Raw genomic sequence first — 19,235 nt, 5'->3', positions numbered from 1 at the left:
TGTCTTAAAGCGCACGCAAACGTGGTGCGAGCGAAGCGACCATCGCCAGCGCGAGCACCAGTACCGAAGCCGGCGCGGCCAGCCACAGCAAAGCCAGGCGCTGCAGCGATGACGCATCGGGCGCTGCACCCAGGGTTCCGACCCAATCGAGCCCGATCCCGACCACGATGCCCCCGAGCGATTGGCCAAGCTTCTCGGCAGAAAAGAGGACGCCCAGGTAGAGCCCGAGGCTTTCGCCTTTCGCGGACGACCGCGTGGCGGTCTCCATTGCCAGTGTGGTGATCAGTACCGTCAGTCCTCCGCACGCGACACCGAACATCGCGCCCCCGGCAACCATCGACATCAGCGTGCGCGGCCCGGCCGTGAACCAGACGACGCCGACGAGCGCCAAAAATAGCGCGCCGCCGAGGATGCGCGCGGGGGCAACGCGACGCGCGACCCATGGCGCCGCGGCGACTCCCGCCAGCAGGGCGACAAAGATCGGCGTGAGCAGTACCGAGAGGTTTTCTGGACCTGCCTGGAGCAAATGCTTGTTGGCGTAGGGCAAGGCGCTGAAGAGCGCCGTCGAACTGGTGCCGAGCAGCACAAGGATCAGAGCGACGCCGTAGAAGGCCTTGTTGCGCAACGTCGCCCGCAGGGCCTTCGGCAGCGACGGCGGCCGCTCTCGCTCGACTCCCGTACGCAATGGAACCCGCCGCACGACCAACCAGCAGACACCCAACGCGACAAATGCGCCGGCAGCGAGGACCAGTGCTGCGCCGAGGTAGCCGCCATGAAATGCGCTGAAGCGTGCAACGATCTGCGGGGCCAACACGGTCACCAAGAGTCCTGCGATGGTTTGCCCGAGTGCGCGGGAGGACATCAAGGTACTGCGATCTTTCATGCCATCGCACATATCGCTCGCAATCGCAGTGTGGGCAACCGTGAATACGGTGAGCAATAGGGATTGCAGGACCAAGAACGACCCAAGCACAAAGATCCTGAACGGCATCGGAAAGCCGACTATGGGCACAAAGAGCAACACCAGAATAAGGGGAAGTGAGACGGCACTGAAGGCAATCAGATGACTTCGGCTTCCCGCGGCGCGGGCGGCCTTGTCACTTCGGCGTCCGATCCATGGATCGAGCAGCAGATCGGCGAATTTGGGAATGGCTAACAGCACGCCTGCAAGTGCGGGGGGTACCTTTGCAAACTCTGTCAGGTAGAACAGGAAGAGCAAAGGCACCACACCAGAACCCAAAGTCGAGCCGAACGCCCCGGCACCAAACCCAGCCAGGGCTATGCGCGAAGGCGCACGCATCTCAGCCATGGGCGCGATCCCTTGTGAACCGTAGGTGTCGTGTGCGAGCGGTATCCAACAGCAACTCGCGTTGCCCATCCTTGCCGGTCACGAGGCGAATCGTGCCGTGCAGTGGCAGTGCGGGGTCGTCGCTGGTCATCAGACAAGTGTCTTCGAGCAGCGGTTCCAACTTGTAGGTGCTGCGGCCATACAGTCCCGCGACACGCATCGACTCGGGTCGCCCTTCGCCAATCACGACATCACCTCCGATTTCACTGCTGTGCCATTTGCCCGCGAAACGTTCGACGACCTTTTGATCCGTACCAGCGCTTTCGAGGCGATCACAGCGATAGCGGCGGCCTTGTTCGATCACGTCGATCGCGACAACCCTGTCAGCGTCGTTGCGCACCAGTTCGACCGTCAAGGCAATCACCGACAGCAGATTGACGCGCAGTACTTCCGATGTCGATTGGGTCAACGGAAGCGGGAGACCGAAGCTGCGCAGGACCAAGTTGTCCCCGTGCTTTGCGATGGCAAAGTGGCGACCGTTCAAAGCGCAGTGGTAATCACCACACAGCGCATCGGCGAAGTCTGCGCTCGCCGGGATCTCCGCCGGTTCGAGTTCATCCTCGAGCATCACGACTAGCAATTGCTGTGCAATCTCTACTGCGGTGATGTCGCTGCGGTTGCTCATGACAACGATCTGCACGCCGTGATCAGGTGCCGCGAGCATCTGACATGTCCCTCCCACGACGCCGCCGGCGTGATGAAGAATTTGCACGCCTCGCCAAGTCTCGCGGATGAGCCCGAAGCCGTATGGGTGGAGGTATCCGTTACTCAGTTCGGTTGGGGACATCAACTCGTTCGAGAGCCGCTGTGGCCAGATCTTGGGTGTGATGAGGTGGCCCAGCCAGCGCTGCATATCATCCAACGTGGACGCAATGCCACCTTCGGCCAGAATGACCGAAGGGAAGATGCCCTTGGAAAAACCCCCATCTGGCTTGGCGATGTGCGAGGTGGCGCTGCCGAGCAGCGGATCAAGGTCTGTGCACCACAGGAAGGTGTCGTTCATCGACAACGGCTCAAACAGCCGCTCACGCAACCCCTGCGCCAACGGGACGCCAAGCACACGCTCGAGCACTTTGGACAGCATGCGGTAGCCCCCGTTGTTGTACATGAGCTGTTCGCCAGGCTTGAAGTTTTCCTCCTGCTGTCGGCACTGATAATCAAAGGCCCCTTCACTGGGAACAACAGTCATCCCGTTGGACAATAAGGAGAGATCTAAGTAGTCGCGCGTGCCTCCCGTGTGGTTCATGAACTGCCGAAGCGTGCGGATACCTTGGGTCGCTGGAAGCTCGGGCAGCCAGCGACTTACGGGCTCATCGATCGAAAGCAAACCTTCGTCACGAAGCAGCAGCGCAAGGGCGGAGGCGAAATGCTTGCTCGTTGAGCCGATACGCATCTTCGTGGAGGGCGTATTAATGACACCCGAGTCCAGGCTCGCCATGCCATAACCTCGGCGCAGCAACGGTTTCCCATGGTGCTGCACGCTCGCTACCAAGCCCGGGGAGTCGTTTCGGTGGAGCGCGGAAAGTATGGCTTCCAGCTTTTGTGTGCGATCAGAGGTCATGGTTTCAATTCAGTCCTAAAATGAACAATCAATCATTATTTTTCAAGCGGAATGCCCAAACGAGATGAGCGCCACATGGCGTCGGTGCGCAAGCAAATCCTCGACGCCGCCCGCGTCGTTTTTGAACGCAAGGGAGTCGCCGACGCATCGATGGCTGAGATCAGCACGCAAGCGGGCCTTTCGATCGGCACCATCTACGTGCACTTTCGTGCGAAGGAGGACGTCCTGCTCCAGCTCATCGAGGCGGCAGACGTCAATGCATCGCCCTTCGAGCAGTGCACTTCGGCGGGCGAGTTGCTCGGTCTCGTGGAGGGCCTGCTGAAAGCTCAGGAGCGGCCGGATGCCAGCAACCAGACGGCGCGCACGGCACTCGAAGTCGCGGCCATCACGCGACGCAACCCCGAGGTCCAAGCCGTTGTCACTAGAAACTTCAAGAGCCTGCGCCGGGCCTTGCTCGAAGCGGTGGTTCGCATCGGCCAGGCATCCGGTCATGCGGATGACAGTGAGACGCTCGCAATCGGCGAATCGATGCTGGCGCTGCTTGTGGCGGCTCAAGCTCAAATGCTGATCGGCGTTCCTACCAATGCGGAAGCCAAACTCAAGGCCGCACGGCTGCTGATCAAGTTGCTGCATGGCGCCCCAGTGAGGGTGAAGCGCTAGCCCACAACGGCTGTTCGCTTGTTTTCGATGGCAAAGGCTGTCTCCTCGAAGCCGATGTAGCCATCTGCATAGGTTGCCGCCGGCGTGGTGTCCGAAGCCATCAGCAAGGGTGAGTCAAGGTCGACCATGTCGGCCCATTGGGCCGCAATGAACGCTGGCTGGATGGCACGAGATCGTCCGCCCATGCACCCGACCATCACTTTCAAGCCGCGCTCGCGTGCGGCGCGGATCAATAGCATGGCAGCGCTCAGACCGCCGCACTTGTCGAGCTTGATGTTGGCGACTTGATACCTTTGCGCGACCTGGTGCAAGTCCTCGATGGTCTGCAGCGACTCGTCCGCGGCGATTGGGATTGGAGAAAAGTAGCCTTCAAGGTCACGGTCGTTAGCTGCAGGCAGTGGCTGTTCGATCAGCGCCACCCTGCTGGCAAGCAGCACACCCATCATTCGCTCGAGATGGGCCATCGACCACCCTTCGTTTGCGTCGATCGAAAGCGTGACGTCAGGCCGCGCCGAGCGCACCGCGCTGACCCGTTCGATGTCAAGTTCGTCGCCACAGAGCTTTAGCTTGAGTGCCTTGGCGCTTGGGTGCGACCGCGCCGCCGCCGCCATGCATTGCGGTTCGTCCACGCCAAGGGTCACCATGGTGAGGAGGGGGCGCAGTGACGGCAGAAACGCCATGCGATAGACAGGCTCCCCTCGTTGGGCGGCCACGAGTTGCCAGAGCACCCAATCGAGGGCGTTGCGAGCGCCACCCGCGGGCATCTTTTGAACTTCACGCCAGGCGCCAAGAAGGTCTCGCGGCAGCCAGTCGCACATGGCCTGAATGTCTTGCTTCATCCCTTGCCCGTCCTCGCCGCGGTAGAACACACCAGCAGCCTCCGCGTGCACGACATGACGCCCGCTGCGCCCATCGACGCTGAGGACGCACTGACCTGACAGCACGCGTCCGGCGATGGCGAGAGGCTGCTTGAAGAGGATGTCCTGCGCGGACGCGAGAATTTCCATGGCGCTTTGCTGCTCAGGAGAAGTCCATCGAGAACTGCAGACCGATCGTGCGCGGTGTGATGAGGTTCACCCGTGCTGGTCCGCCCGCGGTGCTCAGGGTCGTGTCGGCCGCCGTCTGCCCGCGGCGATTGGTCAGGTTGCGCACGAACAGACCCACATTGACCTTGCCCACCTGGACGCCGCCTCGCAGGTCGATGGCCGTGTACGCCGGCAACCTGTATTGAGGAATCCCAGGGGAGGACTTGAAGCTGTTCAAGCGGTCGCCCGTGTAGCGCAGCGTCGCGCCGAAGTACGCCGGATATCCGCTGACGTTGAAGTTGTAGTCAGCCTGTACCGCGGCCGATACGCGCGCCGTATTGGGCAGTCGATCGCCAGCCCTCCCGCCCAGATCGGGACTGTTGTCCACCAACTTCGCGTCGATCACGCTGAGGGAGGTAGCCAGTCGCAGCGAGTCGATCGGGGCCGCTCGCATCGTCCATTCGAGACCGCGCGAACGCGCGCGCCCCGCATTTCCGATACCGGAGAAGCCCGCGCTCGATGTGAACACCTGCATGTCTTTCCAGTCGATCTGATACAACGCCACCTCCGTCGACAGGCGACCCGGTATCACGTCGCCTTTCCAGCCCAGTTCATAGCTCCACAGGCTGTCCGACTTGAAGGAGGAGTTGGTGAGCGGTGCTCCGGTAAGGGGATTCACGATGAGTGGCAGCGGCCCCCCTGGCCGGTATCCACTGGCAGCCCGTACGTAGATCGCTTGGTGTTCGGCAGGACGCCATCTTCCTGTGAGCAGCCAGGTCGTCACACCCTCCGATGACTGCGACGCAGGCTGGGGTTTTGGCGCGAAGATGCCGCTGAACTGCTGATCCAAGCGTTGGCTGTTGCGGCTGTGGCGCACCCCCATGGTGACGTCGGCGTCCGGCGTGATGTAGTAGGTGCCGGTACCGAAGATGGCGGTTTCACGGAAGGTCGATGGAAACTTGGCGTCCGCCAGAATCGGATTCGTCGGCTGCGCGAACGCGTTGAACGGGCTGAGATGCTGCGTCTTGGAGCCCGTCTCGTCGGTATAAAAGAAGCCCCCCAGCCATTCAAACTGCCGACTGCGTGGCGAGGTCAGGCGCACCTCCTGGGTGAACTTCCGGTTGCTGAACCCATAGTCCATGCCGTAAGCACTGTTGACGATCCCTTGCGGAGCGAGCAAAGGCACGTAGAGTGCGGAAGTGTCCACACGCCCCGCGCTCGAGGTGCGCTGCCATCCGGTGATCGCATCGAGCGTAGCCCACTTGAGGTCCACCCTGAGTGCTGCAGAGACCAGGTCGTTTCGGACCTCGGATGGCTCGCTCAACATGAGCCGCTTTGTCAGTGCGCCGTATAGCGGGCGACCTGTCGCGATGTCCATGTCCTGCGTAGATGCGCCATCGCGTTCCTGGTTCTGAGTCAACGCGGTCAGGCGAACGGTCACGTCCTTCGAAGGCGTCAGCAGAAGAGCGACGCGAGCACCGTCCGTCTTCGAAGCGTCCACCAGGCGCCCGGAGCGATTGACGTCGCGGATAAAGCCGCCGTCCGAACGCTGATAGACAGTCGCCCGTAAGCCAGCGACACCATCGCTCAGCGGAGCGTTCAGCATGCCGCGCATGACGTGACCGGTCTTGCCGCCGTGCCCACCGGAGGCTTCAGCGGTCACTTGACCGCTGAAGGCGCTCGTGTCGGGCTCCACGGCCACATATTTGATCAGGCCTCCCATGGCGCCGGCGCCGTATAGCGTGCCCTGGGGGCCACGAAGGGACTCGACGCTTGCAAGATCGAACAAGCCGAGATCGAGAGAGGAGGATCCCCCGCCTGCATAAGCGGAGCTCGAGCCGAATGGAACGTCGTCGACGTACATGCCGACGGTGGCACCCACTTGCGAGCCCGTCGAAATTCCGCGCATGGTGATCTGGCTTCCTCCGGTACCCCCTCCCGACTGGTTGTGATTCATCCCTGGTAGCAATGCAGCCAAGTCGCTCAACGACTGGTAGCCGCCGCGCTCCATGTCCTCGCCTTTGAGTACATCCGCTGTCAACGGTACCTCCCTTGCCGGCTCCCTCCGTCGCTGCGCAGTGACGCTGATGGACTCGATCGCCTTGGGTGTGGCGGACTCGGGCGTGGACACCGCAGGTGCCGCATCTGACTGAGCACTTGCGTACAAATGCACGCTACTACAAGCGATGGCGATGGTGGCTCGCACCCAAGCAGGGCGCAGGTGCGCGCGAGGTTGACCCTGAAGAACTAGCATTTGTCTCCTATCAAAATGAATGAGGCTTCGTTTTTTTTTGGATTGTGCGGTTTTTCGTTCCGGGGTGCAAGGGGTAGTTCAAAAGTCCGTGCATGCCTCCAAAAAAAAGCGCGTGTGGGCGCCTGCCGCGCCCGCACAAGGGATCGGGTTGCTAGATTTGGTGCACCACGCGTCGCCGAGCTGCATCGAAGCCCGGAGCGGTCGCTGTCGGTTCGTTGGGCATGAAGTGCCAGAACCCAATCAACGCGTAGTGCGCCGAGTACCGTGCGGCCCGTCCTGCGGCCGCTTCGGTCTTGCAAGGGTCCTCGCATGACGTTTACGCCCTTGGGGCTGTGGGTCAGCGGGCGTGAGCGGGCCGCTCTGTCGTGCTACTGCGTTGCCGTGGTTTTCCACCGAGCTCGGGCCTTATTGCAGCGGCCGAAGATGCCGCTATCTCCGGGCCTTGTATGCGAGTCTCAGCCCATCGACCGTGCGAGGGGAAAACGCGCCGTGGAGCATTCGCACTCGAAACCCAGCGACTCTCTTTGCCGGCCTCGTAGTAGGGTTCTGAACGCGGCTACGGTGCCGGATAACGGGGCCATCCGGTTTTGTAACTTCTATCGCCTTGCACGGTGTTGCAGCGCGCTACACCCGGTAGGACTGCGTGGACGGCGTGGACGGCGTGGACGGCGTGGACGGCGTGGACGGCGTGGACGGCGTGGACGGCGTGGACGGGAACGATTTCACAGGGCCAAGCGGCCGCCCTGGCCGTGATCGCGCGCGTCCAGCTCGGTAACGGCGATCTGGGACATGGGCGCCAGTGGATCGATCTCGCGCGTGTGGCGCAGGCAGCGCACCATGTTCTCGGGCGTGTTCGCGAGCCCGCCCGCGATCAAGCCGCGCTGGCCGATACCGGCCAGCGATGCGCCGAGGTCAAGCTACGAGCTAATGAGTCGGGAATCGCATGGCAAACGTTGCAGACGTACTGCGTCAGCACGGTGCGCCTGTACTGCGCATCGCCCGGGCCGCGTAGCGGGCTGCGCGGCAAGCGCATTGCATCCGATCGCACTACCGAGCGTCCATGCGCGTGGCGCGCTGCACATGGGCTCGAAGGTTGGGGCCTGCCGATAGGCCTGCGGCGTCACGTCGGGCACGCTCGACGAAGTCCACCACGACCCACAGCTCCTGGCACGAGGCCCAGCACTCTTGCAGATCACCTGCCCTCTGCAGGACCAAGAGCACGAGCACGAGCAGATGACGCTCCTCACCGGCGCGTCCACCGATGGCGACAACGACTGCGGTCAAGTGCAAAGACGCGGTCGGCGAGCCTGCAGCCTGGTCTCGTCGTCTACGAACTCCACGTCCGAGAACGTTTCCTTCGAGAACGACGATCTCGCGATGCCGCGCGCCAGCCAGAACAGGTAGCGCTTGAGCTTGTCGCACGCACTTTGCACCGCATATCCATCGTCGACGCGTGCGAGAAACCACCATCGATCCGCGCCATCGGCAGCGTCGACTTGCCAAGCTCGAAGTGCACTTGCTCGAACAGCCAACCATCGCCGCGGCGGTGGCCACTCATCAGCTCGCACACTTCGTCGAGAGGGGTAGCCTAGCCTTCATTCGGCTCATCGAGCGCGGAACGCGTATGCGACGGCGTGCGGTAACCGCACTGCCGCGTCTCTAAGCGAAGTTGTCTAGGAATGTACCGATCAGCTCATCTTCACCCAGTCCAGCGATCGGAATCCTTGCTAATAGGGACTCGCCTTTCGCTTGGCAACGAGGTTTTCTAGTTGCAAGGGGGCGCAACGCCTTTTCCAAACCACGCTTCACCTGACTAGGTGTACGGTGCCCGACGTACAGAACGCTCGACGGCGACTTCCTGAGTAGCGCTGCGAGCGCGGCCTTGCGCTTCGCCAGCGGCTGCTCCGTGATATCAACGTTTCGGTCCACCAACAGATCGAAAGCGCAGAAGACGACAGGGTCCGCGCCTGCGTACAACCGCCGCTGCTCGGCGCGGCCCTGCAGCCGGCCGAAGTCACTGTTGCCTCGCGCATCCAGCACTTAGACTTCCCCATCGAGGATGTAGTGCCTGCCCCGCAGCATGCCCAGGCCGGCGACGATCTCAGGAAACCACTTCGTCGCATCGATCCCATGGAGCGTGCGCAGACGCACCTGGCCGTCGAGCTCCACGAGCAGCCTGTATCCGTCGAACTTGATCTCGTACAACCATCCGGGACGCTCAGATCGGATGGCCGCTGTGCCAGTAGCATGGGCGTCAGGGAGTCGGAGGTAATCATGCGTCAGGCTGAGCCGTATTGCAGTACGCGCCTGTCAGCCGACACGCCAGTTCTCCCGGTCAACCACTAATGGCGCGAACTGCGATGGCTGCGTGCGCAGACAGTCTAGGCTTTTGTCGCGCCCGCTCTGGCGCCGGGATCGGCTTGATCGGCTTGATCGGCATTGGTAGCCTCCTTGCCAATACTCAGCGCATCGTTGCGAAAAACACCTGCGAGCCGATGTTCCGGTGAGCGATTCGTGCGCGGAGCGGCCAGCGAGGTCGATATGAGCGACACGACAGATGTCGCGCTGGGCCCGACTGCCGGACGATCGATCCTTATCGGCCGCACCGTATGCCGCCTGCACGTCATGAGGGCCTCGGCGCCCCGCGGCCCTGCGATCCTCGATGTCAGTTTGGCCCTGGTTACGCCGGGTTTGGATACTCGCCTCGATTTGGGTGCGGCCGCGATGCCGCAGCGCAACGCTCATCTGGAGAGTCGAAAAGACGACACTACGACGCCGTCGTGCGCCCACCCTGTCCCCATCAGTCAAACGCTAGAGGGGAACCTGTTCGCCGCTACCTCCACGGGCATACAGGCAGTTGCGGTTCCTGATAGCGCTTCACTGTCGGCTCTCGTCGAGAAATCGTTGTACACGTTCGCAGCGGGGCCCTGTCAACCAAGGCATCGAAGACGAAGATCGACACTGAAGTGGTGTTGTCGCTCGATGGTATTCATAAGGTATCTAAGCAAAAAAAACCGGCCATCAGAGCCGGTTTTTTCAGGGAGATGTCCTGTGCTCAGTAACGACCGCCACCGAAGCCGCCATTGCCGTACCCAACGTCGGACCGGTTGCTCGCACTGTAGCCTGCCGCACTGTAACTACCCGCGCCACTACCCGCTTCGCGCGGGCGCGCTAGGCTCACGACAATGGAGCGTCCATCGACGGACACACCGTTCAAGCCACTGATAGCGGCCTGGGCGAGTTCAGCAGACGCCATTTCCACGAAGCCGAAGCCCTTGGAGCGGCCGGTTTCACGGTCCATCATTACCTTGGCCGAGGAGACGCTCCCGAATTCAGCAAAGTTGCTTTCAAGGCTGGAATTGGTGACGGAAAAAGGCAGGTTGCCTACGAAGATTTTTCTGCTCATTGAATAAGCCTTTCGGAAAAAGGTGCGCACCGGATGTGGCACCGTTGGAACAAGAGTGTGTGGATTGCGCAAGGAGTCCGCGCACCAAAAGTCATCGAAACGAACGCGCGCAAGAACAGGTTTTATGCACGCGGGCATCCAGCCTTGTGTGACCGCAAAATTCGGGCAGCTCCACGCGAAGCGAAGGCCTCGTCAAAGTGGAGCACCTGGTGGGGGTTGCCGTTTCCCTTGACTCGATGAAGAAGCGCGACAGCGGCTGCCGTTGGTCGGGTGTGTCGAGGGCGAGACGACGAACGAACCCACAGAAATGGCGATGGAAGAAACCTATTTCGATCAAGATCGCAGGTGAGAAAACATCTGCGCTGAGCATCGGGAACTCATTGGCTGCAGCTCAACAGCCCAAACGGGGCGACGACAGTCGCGACATTGGCAGCTACGGGAAGTCCCCACCCCGTCACAACCTCTGAAATGACGAACGAGCGTGAGCTCTCGCCACCACAGAAGGATTATACCTTGATCGCCGAGCGCCTCGAGCAACGCAAAGCAACGCGACTACGAGACAGTCGTGAATGGCCTAGTAACCATCTCAACGTTGATCGGGTGAAACCACGCATTGGGTTAGCTAAGCGACCATCCTCCGAAGATTTCTCGGCTTCTGGACCGTCGGCCGAATCGTTGGTCAGGCACGGCAAGATCATTCAGCGACCGCTGCACCGCAAATTGACCACCAACGAGAAATTGATGTCCAAATTGCGCGAAAAATGGATCTCGAATCTGTCCGACGTACGAATGGCGCGGGTAGAAAGTGGCGGCAAACTCAGCGTTTTCAGGTATTGGGAATGAGGACCATAGGCATGCGTCCGACAGCGCAATCGCCGTAAACCGACATTCTGGCCTCGGGCCTCGCTGCAAGCTCGTGATTCTTACCGTCTAGGAGCAGCAGCATGGAGCGTTTCACCGATCGCGTCGTCATCGTCACGGGCGCCGGTTCCGGCATTGGCGAGGCCACGGCCCACCGTTTCTCGCAGGAGGGCGCCAGCGTCGTCCTTGCCGGCGACACCAAGGTCAAGCTCGAGCGCGTTGCCGCCAACCTGCCGCCGGAGCGCACGTTGATCAAGGTCACCGACGTGTCGAACTACAAGCAGGTGCAAGCGCTGGTGGCCGCTACCATCAAACGCTTCGGTGCGCTGCACGTGCTCTTCAACAATGCGGGCATCGCGGTCGAGGGCAGCGTGACCGAGGCGCCTTTCGACGGTTGGGCCAAGACCATGGCGACCAACGTCGGCGGCGTCTTCCATGGCTGCCGCGCGGCTATGCCGCACCTGATCGCAAGCCGAGGCTGCATCGTGAACACCGGATCGGTGTCGGGACTGGGTGGCGACTGGGCGCTCGGCTTCTACAACGCCTCGAAGGGCGCGATCGTCAACTTCACCAAGGCCCTCGCGCTCGACCACGGAAAGGACGGTGTGCGCGTCAACGCGGTCTGCCCGAGCCTGACCTTCACGCCGATGACCCAGGACATGAAGGGCGACCGCAAGCTGATGGCGAAATTCCGCGAGCGCATTCCGCTGGGGCGCGGCGCCGAACCCTCGGAAATCGCGGCGGTCGTGGCTTTCTTGGCAAGCGACGACGCCAGCTTCATCTCAGGCGTCGCGCTGCCGGTCGATGGCGGACTTATGGCGTCGAACGGGCAGCCCAACATGGCATGACCCGGCAAGCCTCAGGGATTCGTTTTCGCGGTTACGCCGGCAGGTACGTGGATGGAACGCCCATTGGCGCTACTACCAAGCGCGACGGAAGCGGGAGAAGCCTCTTTTTCGCGCGCGTATCACCCCGCCCAGGAGGCGGCGGTCCCCGTCCGTGCCGGGGTTGACCGAAAGGCCGGCATCGATCGCGCAGGACCTTGCCTTGTTCCAGCTAGATTAGATGTTGATGTTGAACCGCGCGACTGCAACGCACAGGCTTGCCGCCTGCGACCACTCGACGGAATAGTCCTTGATCGGCAGGCGTTCCAGATCGGTTTTGAGCTGGGCCCGCAATTCCCATTCCCCGAGCTACTTAAGACGGACCGGTTCACGCGCCGCGCACCGCGTCGGGATCGTTCTGCCGGTCCGGGGCGAGCGGCTCTTCTACGAGCGAAGTAGAGACGGGTGCCAGCGAGAGTCGGGCGACGTGATCGCCGAAGCGATGAGGCGCTTGAGTAAAGAAGGCTGCTCCAAGCGGATAGGCCCTAGGTTGGCCTCCCATCGATCGCAGCGGGGTGGCCCGTCCCGTACGGCTTCCAGAGCTGACGCCGGGCCGTTCAGCAGCGAGGACTACACCGGCTTGCTTCCTTCCGCCTTGTCCCTCGTAACGCAGCAACTTCAGCTGTTGCAGGAAGCGCTCGCCGCCCTTGGCGGCGAAAGCAGTACTGTCCACCATGAGAAAGTCCTGCATCGCGTCTAACTCATGGCCGTGCACCCTCCGGCCGTCGACGCGAGCGGTCTTGAGCGAAACCGCGCAGGGCAAGGCGACTCGGTCATCCAGCTGCGCCAACGGGCGCCGTGGAACATCAAGCGATCCATCGTAGGGCCCGGGACCTCGAACAGCACCTGCGCCGGCATCGCCGGAAGCTTGCGAAACACTTCGAGGCTGCTGCACAGCAGGCCGAAGCTCTTCGTATGCATGCTACGGGTGCCATGGCGGCTGTGGCCGAGCATCGTTTTAGACATCTGATCATGGTCTCATGCAGTTCCGCGGTGACCTCGGCTTCGTCCTCCTACTCCGTTCTGACGTCCTCCGAGTACGGCACCGCATTGATGGGAAAGGTGTTCATCCGAAGGTTACTAGGTTGGTTCGGAAATGAATGGCTTTCAGGCTTACTCGAAAGCAGGCCATGATGGAGGTGTGCAATGCGTGCGAGGTCATGTCGTCTGTGAACAGACTCCACCGAAGGTAGGCGCGCCGACAAGTACCAGCGGTTTCTGTGCATCCATGGCGTCGCGTCCGAGACGTCCCTTCGGAGCGGTGCGCAACCCGCCTACGAGACGTGCACTGGGGTCGGTTGAATTTATCGGTCCCCCCGAACCAACCAGGAGCTACTCCATGACCACCAAACGTGCCGAATCCGATGCCTGCAGCCTTCTCGACACCGACCACAAGAATGTGAAGAAGATATTCACGGCGTATGAAGAACTCGCGGGATCGAAGGCCGCAAGCGCCACAGGCAAGAAGCGGGACCTCGCCCAGCAGATCTGCGCTGAACTCACAGTGCACACACAGATCGAAGAAGAGATCTTCTATCCCGCGTTGCGCGAAGCCTTGAAGGAGACCGACCTGCTCGACGAGGCCGAGGACGAGCATGCAAGCGCCAAGGACCTGATCGCCCAGATCCAGAATGCCGCCGAGATCGACGACATGTTCGACGCCAAAGTCAAGGTTCTCGGCGAATACATCGATCACCACGTCAAGGAAGAGCGCAACGAAATGTTCATCAAGGCACGAGCAGCCAAGGGCTTCGATTTGGTGACCGTGCGCGACCTCCTCGCGGCGCGCAAGGAAGAGCTGATGGCCGAGCTCACGGCCACTGCCTGATTTTTGCTCCCCAAACCCAAGCCCGCTTGGAACGGGCATACTGCCGCCTCAGCGCACGATCTTCTCGGGAGTCAACGGAGTGCTGCGAACGTGCTTTCCGATGGCATGGAAGATTGCATTGCTCAGTTCGTCCGCCACGCGGATGATGCCGAGCACGAGCTCACCAACCTCGCTACCTCCGCTCCTGCGAATGCGGGGACGCTAACGGCTACGCCATCCTCAACGAGAAACGTGGCTGGCGAATGTTCTGACTGATGAACGACAAGCAATCGTCGAGCGGTTAGCGTGCAAATTGCCCTTCCGCCGTCTGAATGCTTGCGATGGGAGTCTCGGCGAATGACCTGCATTCGCTTGAATCCGGACTACCTGCCGGCCATTTTTCTTTCGCCACGGCTATCGCGCCAGAGTCACAACATTTTCCTCAGAATCAAGCAGCCAGCTTATGGGCGCGTACGAAGCTAAGTGTCTACCGAATGCGTTCGGATCTTTGGCGACACTGCTGCGCTCTAGGCCCAGCGCGCGTTCGAGACCTACGACTGACCCGAGTGATCGGACAAGTAGTTCGAGAGGATGCGCGCAGCGGCCCTCAGGTGGGCCATTTTCTCCTCAGCGATATCGTGTGAGATCACGTCGAAGTGGCATGCGGTCCCAACTGCGCGGCCCTCGAGATCGAAGATGGGGATCCCGCAGATAGGAAAGCATCACGCCCTGATACGGATGACCATTCAGCCGACGATCGCTGCTTGAATCGCCAGTCAGAAACGAGCCGTCGCGCAGCACGTACTGGCAAAAGCTGGAAGCGATCGGGACCTCGGCGAGAAATTCAGGAAGCGGCTCACCGTGCTTGTCGACCAACGCCACATTTACCATCCGCCTGTCGCTGAGTCGGAAGACAGCCGTGTATCGATGCGGAACGGCTGCATTGAGCACAGCCAAGGCTGAGGAAATCCCCTCTTGCGTACACACCTCATCAAACAGCTGGCCGAAGCTCGCGTAAGCAGTGAGCTCCTCTGCTTGCTGCTGAATCGCAAAGAGGCGCTCAACCTCGTTCTCCCAAACCGTACCCGCCTGAAGGAGCATCTTGTTGGCTGTCTCCGAGTCGGCATCCGAGAGGAACTTGTTGAGCATTGGATAGGGGCGCAGGGCGACTCCAGCCTTGCGCAGCCGCTGTTCCATCTCAAAGTGCGTGAGGCCCATAAGTCGATTGTGACGAGGTCGCACACTGTATCCCTATCGATGGCCGGACGTTGTAGGAGGCGGTTTCGACATGCGACAGACCCCGCCCGTCGGCACACAGCGGCTAGCATCCCTCTCGAACTACATGGCTGACGCTCACGCCGTATAGTCCGAATGTCTTACACCACGCCGCCCAAGGCGGCGTCGCTTCATGCAGCGGACCTCCCCGCGCAGCCTCCGCCGGAACTGGCAATCTGGATACACGCCTCTGGCGCAAACGCGGATCATGCCGGCGGTGTCGTCGGTGACGGCACCACAGCTACGTACATGTGAACGGCGCCTTCAGCGCGCGGAATGCACGGGTCCGCATCGAACAAGAGTCCCGGCAATTGCGCTCCTTGGATTTTGACGATGGCACTGGTCCTGCATAAGAGCCTTGTGCGGTGCGTCGTAGGTTGGAAGGGGCGACATACCACTGGCTTCTTCGATTCACCCCCCATTGCCCCCCGCCTGGGGAGTTCCGCCGGCAATTGCGTCGGCTGAGCCGCGCGAGCCCTAAAGGGGCTCACGGTTGCAGCCTGTATCAGACACCTCTCTCTATTCGCTCGGGTCGAACACATCTCGCTGGGAACAGACGCTAGTGGCGCGTCGTTTCGCTATGCGCAGATATGCCCCCGCACCGAGCGTGCTAGATCGATTGAGACTTTCGAGCGCTTAACAAGCACTTGGATTCCGCTTGAGCTGCCGGCACTTCCGTATACGCCGATGGAAATGCGTCAGCGTGAGCCGGTTGCTAGGTTGCAGATAACAGAACGGTTCGGCTCCCTACTCCTCGATCCTGCCCACGATGCACAGCCCGAGTCCGACACTGCACGCCACGCCGCTAGCGGCCGCAGGACGCTTGACGATGGGCTCGGTCTGCTATTTCGCCTCCGCCATCGGTTTCTCTCTCGCGTCTGAGGCATAGCGAATACAGCTTCGGCTGCCGATGCCTGGCAATGCTTCGCTCGAGTCTTACCAGCCGGGCCGCGTCACTAGCGACAAGAATGGAAGCCAGCAGCATCTTCAGTACCAATGACGCGAGCCGAAGTTCTGGACCTTTCGAGCCGGATTCCTTGGCCAACTGGTGACTTACCTGGTCCGGCGATCCTGAAAGGTCTCGCCTGCATCCGTCCAACCTAGACCGGTGACCGGAGGAGCCTGGCTTACACAACCACGCGACGACCGCCGACGCTATCGGTGATGCCGAGGCCTAACCTTCCGCGCCTCACTTCATAGAGAGAGGATCATGAGCACACCGGACTTCTATGCCCAATTCTTTCGCGACGGCTGGGAGGTCCGTTGCGCAGTTACTCGCGCCGCGCCTAACGGTAACCTGGCCGGTCGAGCGGAGATTCTTCGAGGCGATCACGTCAAGTCCACTATCAATTCCGCTGGGGTTTACAAGAGCCGGCTCCAGCTTGCCGAAGCCCTCAAAAAAGATGCGTTTAGGTGGATATCCGGTCAGGAGCGCGACCTCAATGCTTGAACCGCCTCACAAGCGCATCTGTCCTGTCTCACGCTTTCACAAGGGAGCCCGTGCCTCATGAGCAAGTCAGAAGCAAACACATCGTCGACCGATGCCGAATTCTTAGAATTTGCGCAACAGGTCTTTCAGCTGGCACGCACCGGCGATGCTCAAACGTTAGAGCGTCTGCTGCAGAACGGGCTTCCCCCCAACATGAGCAATCACAACGGCGATACCCTTCTGATGCTGGCCGCGTATCATGGCCACGCCGAAGCTACCAGTGCGTTGCTGGGGGCCGGCGCCGACCCAGATCGATTCAACGATAAGGGCCAGACGCCACTTGCGGGAGCAGTATTCAAAGGCTTTCAGCCAATCGTGGAACTGCTGCTGAAGTACGAGGCTCAGCCGAGCTTCGCACCGCCGGGGGGCAAAACGCCGCTCATGTTCGCTGCCATGTTCAACCGGCTCGATATTCTGAAGGTACTGCTAAAGCACGGCGCCGACATCAACGCTCGGAGCACAGAAGGCTTGTCAGCACTGGACCTCGCGCGAAGCATGCGGGCGCCCGACACGGTGGCCTTCTTGGAAGCGCAGACAGTCTCATGAGATCGCTGCTGCGTTAAGCAGCGGGCCGCGGGGTGATTTCGCAAGGCCCATGAGGGCAGACATCGCCGTCGTTAGGCCTTGCCTGTCGGTCAAATCCAAATTTTCCTACGTCGCACTCAACGCCGATGTCCGACAACCGAGGTGTTCTGGAAGCTAGGAGACTTCTATGCTTGAAGATCCGAAGAAGGTCGGGCTCGACAGGGAACTGATTTCCTTGAGAGAACCCTACCAACTGAGGCCCCGGACCGGAGTGGTTGGTTGCAGCGAAACGCCATTGCGGGTCGCGTTGAAGGCGGAGGGGAATTCAGCTGAAGAGGTTCGTGAGCGCTCAAAGGGGCGGACATGACCCACCTTCGGCGAATTTCGGTGCATGTTGACGAGCCGGATCCCGGGACTTTTTACTGGGTGCTCATGGAGGAAGGCGACGACGCGTCGCAGTGGGTCGAACACTCTTCTAGCCCTCATCCATATAAGCGCTGGCGCCAAGCCCTGACGGATGGCTGTCTGGCGCTGATGGCGATAGCGGAAGATGACCGACACGGCCCCAGGACCAGTGCCGAGGACGAGGACGCGTCGCCGGTTGGCGCCCCTGTTCCCCAGACCTCCATGAGGCCCGGGCAGCCGCCGGGTAAACACCTGCGCGACGTAGGTGACTGAGAGCTCTTCCATCAGCTCTGCAAAAGTCGCGGTAATCAGCGCCGCCGCTCGCCCTCCTCCCGCACATCGGCGGCGCACATTGGCGACTACCCCTTATTTGATAGGTTGCGAAGTTCTATCAAGCAGGGCGGCCAGTTCGGTCCTAGCGCTCTTTCCTGGGCCAAGCATTCAGCTCTCCACCTCGTGGCGACACGCCGGGCAAAGTGCCACCCGGACGGAACGTTTCACGCGGCTGGGAACTCCGTTTTAAACAGCCATGACAACCCACGGGAGATCTTGCAAGAGCTTCGGCCGGCCCAAGGAATCCCAAGCCCTTTTCGCAGAGGGAAAATGGCCGGAATTCCACGTCATCGCTCGATGGGATGCAATGATGACCCTGCGCAGCAATATGGTCTTCATTAAGCGTCCGGCTTGTTGGGAGTAGCCTTCCCGACAACGTCGATCGGGCTCGACGGCTCCGAAGATACGACCGAACGCGAGTGGAAAGATGAAGCCACGTAAGAGCAGGCTTATCGACCGCTGCGCGGGCGAACTCATAGCCTGCGCGATCGCGGTCACGATGTTAACTTGGGGCTTTGTATTCCGGCCGTGGCCGTCATTGCGCAACCTTGGAGGCAGCGTCGACCGCCGCTCCGAGTACGATACCTGGAGACCGAAGCAGCGAGGAAAGCTGCATGCTCGATCTCCCCGACATTCACGCCTTCATGTCGGTTGAGAATTCTGCCGAGCAGTAGACCCTCGCTGAGTTTCCGCTCAGGCCTGCAAACTGCTCTGGGCGAGCTTGGCGGCTTTTCCGATTTTTGCAACGTCCGATTTTGATCCTTCCTCCTGGAGCATCAGGATCCCTGGTGTCGTCAGCCCAAAGATCTTCGCAAATCCAGCTTCTCGGTACGTGCGTCGAATATGCCTGGGGGTCGATATCTCGGCATCGATGAGCTCAAGATAGGCCAGCTTGGACACGAGCTGCAACTGTGCTTCATCTGTGATGGTTGCCGGGAATGAGACCGTACTCAGGATACAAAGGAAGTCGAGAGGCGTCATTTTAAGAATGCGCGAAATGTGCGGTTGCGGCGTCCCCGTCGAAATTTTCTCCCTTTTGGAAAGGGAGTGGGAGCCGGCTCATTCGCAGTTAACGTGTTCCGGTCGTGCCGGTGGTGCCTGTGCCTGGAACTAGACCAAAGCCGCCGCCGGAGTTGCCACTGCTGCCGCTAATCGCCGCGGCGAACATAGCAATACCCGCTCCGGCAGCAAGCCACTGCTCTGACGTCAATCCGCCCTGCGCATTGGCAGTAGCAACGTTGCCTCCGGCCGGGCCAGGCGTAGTCGGAGGTGCCAGGTTCTGCGCGAGTGCTGCAGACATTGCAAACGCGCACCAGGCCGTGGCGGAAATGAGCTTCATGTACTTCACGGGGACCTCACAGAGAGTCACGTCAATGGACACGCCGCCAAGGTTGGACAGGCG

The 19,235-nt window shown here is 60.9% G+C and carries 19 protein-coding genes; 7 read left to right on the top strand and 12 right to left on the bottom strand.

Annotated features, from left to right (window positions below):
* Positions 1–4: 4 nt before the first annotated feature.
* Entirely contained in the window at positions 5–1,309 is a 1,305-nt protein-coding gene (locus ACHMXE_RS07685) for an MFS transporter (RefSeq protein ID WP_395345255.1), read from the bottom strand.
* The gene (locus ACHMXE_RS07680) at positions 1,302–2,909 is read right to left on the bottom strand and encodes a serine hydrolase domain-containing protein (protein ID WP_395345253.1); all 1,608 of its coding nucleotides are present in this window, start codon (positions 2,907–2,909) and stop codon (positions 1,302–1,304) included. The genes ACHMXE_RS07685 and ACHMXE_RS07680 overlap by 8 nt, the downstream gene beginning before the upstream one ends.
* A gap of 75 nt (positions 2,910–2,984) precedes the next feature.
* Between ACHMXE_RS07680 and ACHMXE_RS07675 the strand changes: the two genes are divergently transcribed.
* The gene (locus ACHMXE_RS07675) at positions 2,985–3,569 is read left to right on the top strand and encodes a TetR/AcrR family transcriptional regulator (protein ID WP_395345250.1); all 585 of its coding nucleotides are present in this window, start codon (positions 2,985–2,987) and stop codon (positions 3,567–3,569) included.
* On the opposite strand, the gene ACHMXE_RS07670 is transcribed toward ACHMXE_RS07675, so the two are convergent.
* The 7 genes from ACHMXE_RS07670 to ACHMXE_RS07640 all read right to left on the bottom strand — a co-directional run bounded on the left by ACHMXE_RS07670 (position 3,566) and on the right by ACHMXE_RS07640 (position 10,254).
* Positions 3,566–4,576, bottom strand: coding sequence for a dipeptide epimerase (locus ACHMXE_RS07670; protein ID WP_395345247.1), 1,011 nt, complete (start codon positions 4,574–4,576; stop codon positions 3,566–3,568). The genes ACHMXE_RS07675 and ACHMXE_RS07670 overlap by 4 nt on opposite strands.
* Positions 4,577–4,589: 13 nt before the next feature.
* The gene (locus tag ACHMXE_RS07665) at positions 4,590–6,725 is read right to left on the bottom strand and encodes a TonB-dependent receptor (protein WP_395345244.1); all 2,136 of its coding nucleotides are present in this window, start codon (positions 6,723–6,725) and stop codon (positions 4,590–4,592) included.
* A gap of 845 nt (positions 6,726–7,570) precedes the next feature.
* Positions 7,571–7,723 carry a hypothetical protein gene (locus tag ACHMXE_RS07660; protein WP_203208016.1) on the bottom strand — a complete coding sequence of 51 codons (153 nt, stop codon included), beginning with the start codon at positions 7,721–7,723 and terminating at the stop codon, positions 7,571–7,573.
* Positions 7,724–8,128: 405 nt separating this feature from the next.
* Complete coding sequence (locus tag ACHMXE_RS07655; protein ID WP_395345242.1) at positions 8,129–8,281, bottom strand: hypothetical protein; 153 nt, start codon at positions 8,279–8,281, stop codon at positions 8,129–8,131.
* A 226-nt stretch (positions 8,282–8,507) separates the two neighbouring features.
* Positions 8,508–8,888 carry a hypothetical protein gene (locus tag ACHMXE_RS07650; protein ID WP_395345240.1) on the bottom strand — a complete coding sequence of 127 codons (381 nt, stop codon included), beginning with the start codon at positions 8,886–8,888 and terminating at the stop codon, positions 8,508–8,510.
* A complete protein-coding gene (locus ACHMXE_RS07645) occupies positions 8,889–9,053 on the bottom strand; it encodes a hypothetical protein (protein ID WP_395345237.1) in 165 nt (54 codons plus the stop codon).
* A gap of 850 nt (positions 9,054–9,903) precedes the next feature.
* On the bottom strand, positions 9,904–10,254 hold the full coding sequence (locus ACHMXE_RS07640) for an RNA-binding protein (protein ID WP_203208019.1): 351 nt from the start codon (positions 10,252–10,254) through the stop codon (positions 9,904–9,906).
* A gap of 468 nt (positions 10,255–10,722) precedes the next feature.
* Here ACHMXE_RS07640 and ACHMXE_RS07635 point away from each other — a divergent pair, with 468 nt between their 5' ends.
* Entirely contained in the window at positions 10,723–11,097 is a 375-nt protein-coding gene (locus ACHMXE_RS07635; protein WP_395345235.1) for a YetF domain-containing protein, read from the top strand.
* A 101-nt stretch (positions 11,098–11,198) separates the two neighbouring features.
* Positions 11,199–11,963, top strand: coding sequence for an SDR family NAD(P)-dependent oxidoreductase (locus ACHMXE_RS07630; protein WP_203208021.1), 765 nt, complete (start codon positions 11,199–11,201; stop codon positions 11,961–11,963).
* A gap of 364 nt (positions 11,964–12,327) precedes the next feature.
* On the opposite strand, the gene ACHMXE_RS07625 is transcribed toward ACHMXE_RS07630, so the two are convergent.
* Entirely contained in the window at positions 12,328–12,690 is a 363-nt protein-coding gene (locus ACHMXE_RS07625; protein ID WP_395345232.1) for a hypothetical protein, read from the bottom strand.
* 648 nt (positions 12,691–13,338) lie between these two features.
* Here ACHMXE_RS07625 and ACHMXE_RS07620 point away from each other — a divergent pair.
* Positions 13,339–13,827 (top strand): hemerythrin domain-containing protein, encoded by a 489-nt coding sequence (locus ACHMXE_RS07620; protein ID WP_395345230.1) that lies wholly within the window; start codon positions 13,339–13,341, stop codon positions 13,825–13,827.
* 606 nt (positions 13,828–14,433) lie between these two features.
* Here ACHMXE_RS07620 and ACHMXE_RS07615 read toward each other — a convergent pair.
* Positions 14,434–15,024: a hypothetical protein gene (locus ACHMXE_RS07615; RefSeq protein ID WP_395345227.1), complete on the bottom strand. Its 591-nt coding sequence runs from the start codon at positions 15,022–15,024 to the stop codon at positions 14,434–14,436.
* Between the two features lie 1,267 nt (positions 15,025–16,291).
* Here ACHMXE_RS07615 and ACHMXE_RS07610 point away from each other — a divergent pair.
* The 3 genes from ACHMXE_RS07610 to ACHMXE_RS07600 all read left to right on the top strand — a co-directional run bounded on the left by ACHMXE_RS07610 (position 16,292) and on the right by ACHMXE_RS07600 (position 17,462).
* A complete protein-coding gene (locus tag ACHMXE_RS07610; RefSeq protein ID WP_203208023.1) occupies positions 16,292–16,531 on the top strand; it encodes a hypothetical protein in 240 nt (79 codons plus the stop codon).
* Between the two features lie 57 nt (positions 16,532–16,588).
* Positions 16,589–17,116: an ankyrin repeat domain-containing protein gene (locus ACHMXE_RS07605; RefSeq protein WP_395345225.1), complete on the top strand. Its 528-nt coding sequence runs from the start codon at positions 16,589–16,591 to the stop codon at positions 17,114–17,116.
* A 166-nt stretch (positions 17,117–17,282) separates the two neighbouring features.
* Positions 17,283–17,462, top strand: a complete 180-nt coding sequence (locus tag ACHMXE_RS07600) for a DUF3606 domain-containing protein (RefSeq protein WP_395345223.1) — start codon at positions 17,283–17,285, stop codon at positions 17,460–17,462.
* Positions 17,463–18,526: 1,064 nt separating this feature from the next.
* Here the strand turns inward: ACHMXE_RS07600 and ACHMXE_RS07595 are convergent.
* Positions 18,527–18,814: a hypothetical protein gene (locus ACHMXE_RS07595; protein WP_395345220.1), complete on the bottom strand. Its 288-nt coding sequence runs from the start codon at positions 18,812–18,814 to the stop codon at positions 18,527–18,529.
* Positions 18,815–19,235: the final 421 nt, after the last annotated feature.

Origin of the sequence: Variovorax sp. UC122_21, assembly GCF_044056785.1 — a bacterium.
Taxonomy (GTDB): domain Bacteria; phylum Pseudomonadota; class Gammaproteobacteria; order Burkholderiales; family Burkholderiaceae_C; genus Variovorax.
Note: the sequence above shows the minus strand (reverse complement) of the source record. Positions and strands in the feature narration are given on the sequence as shown.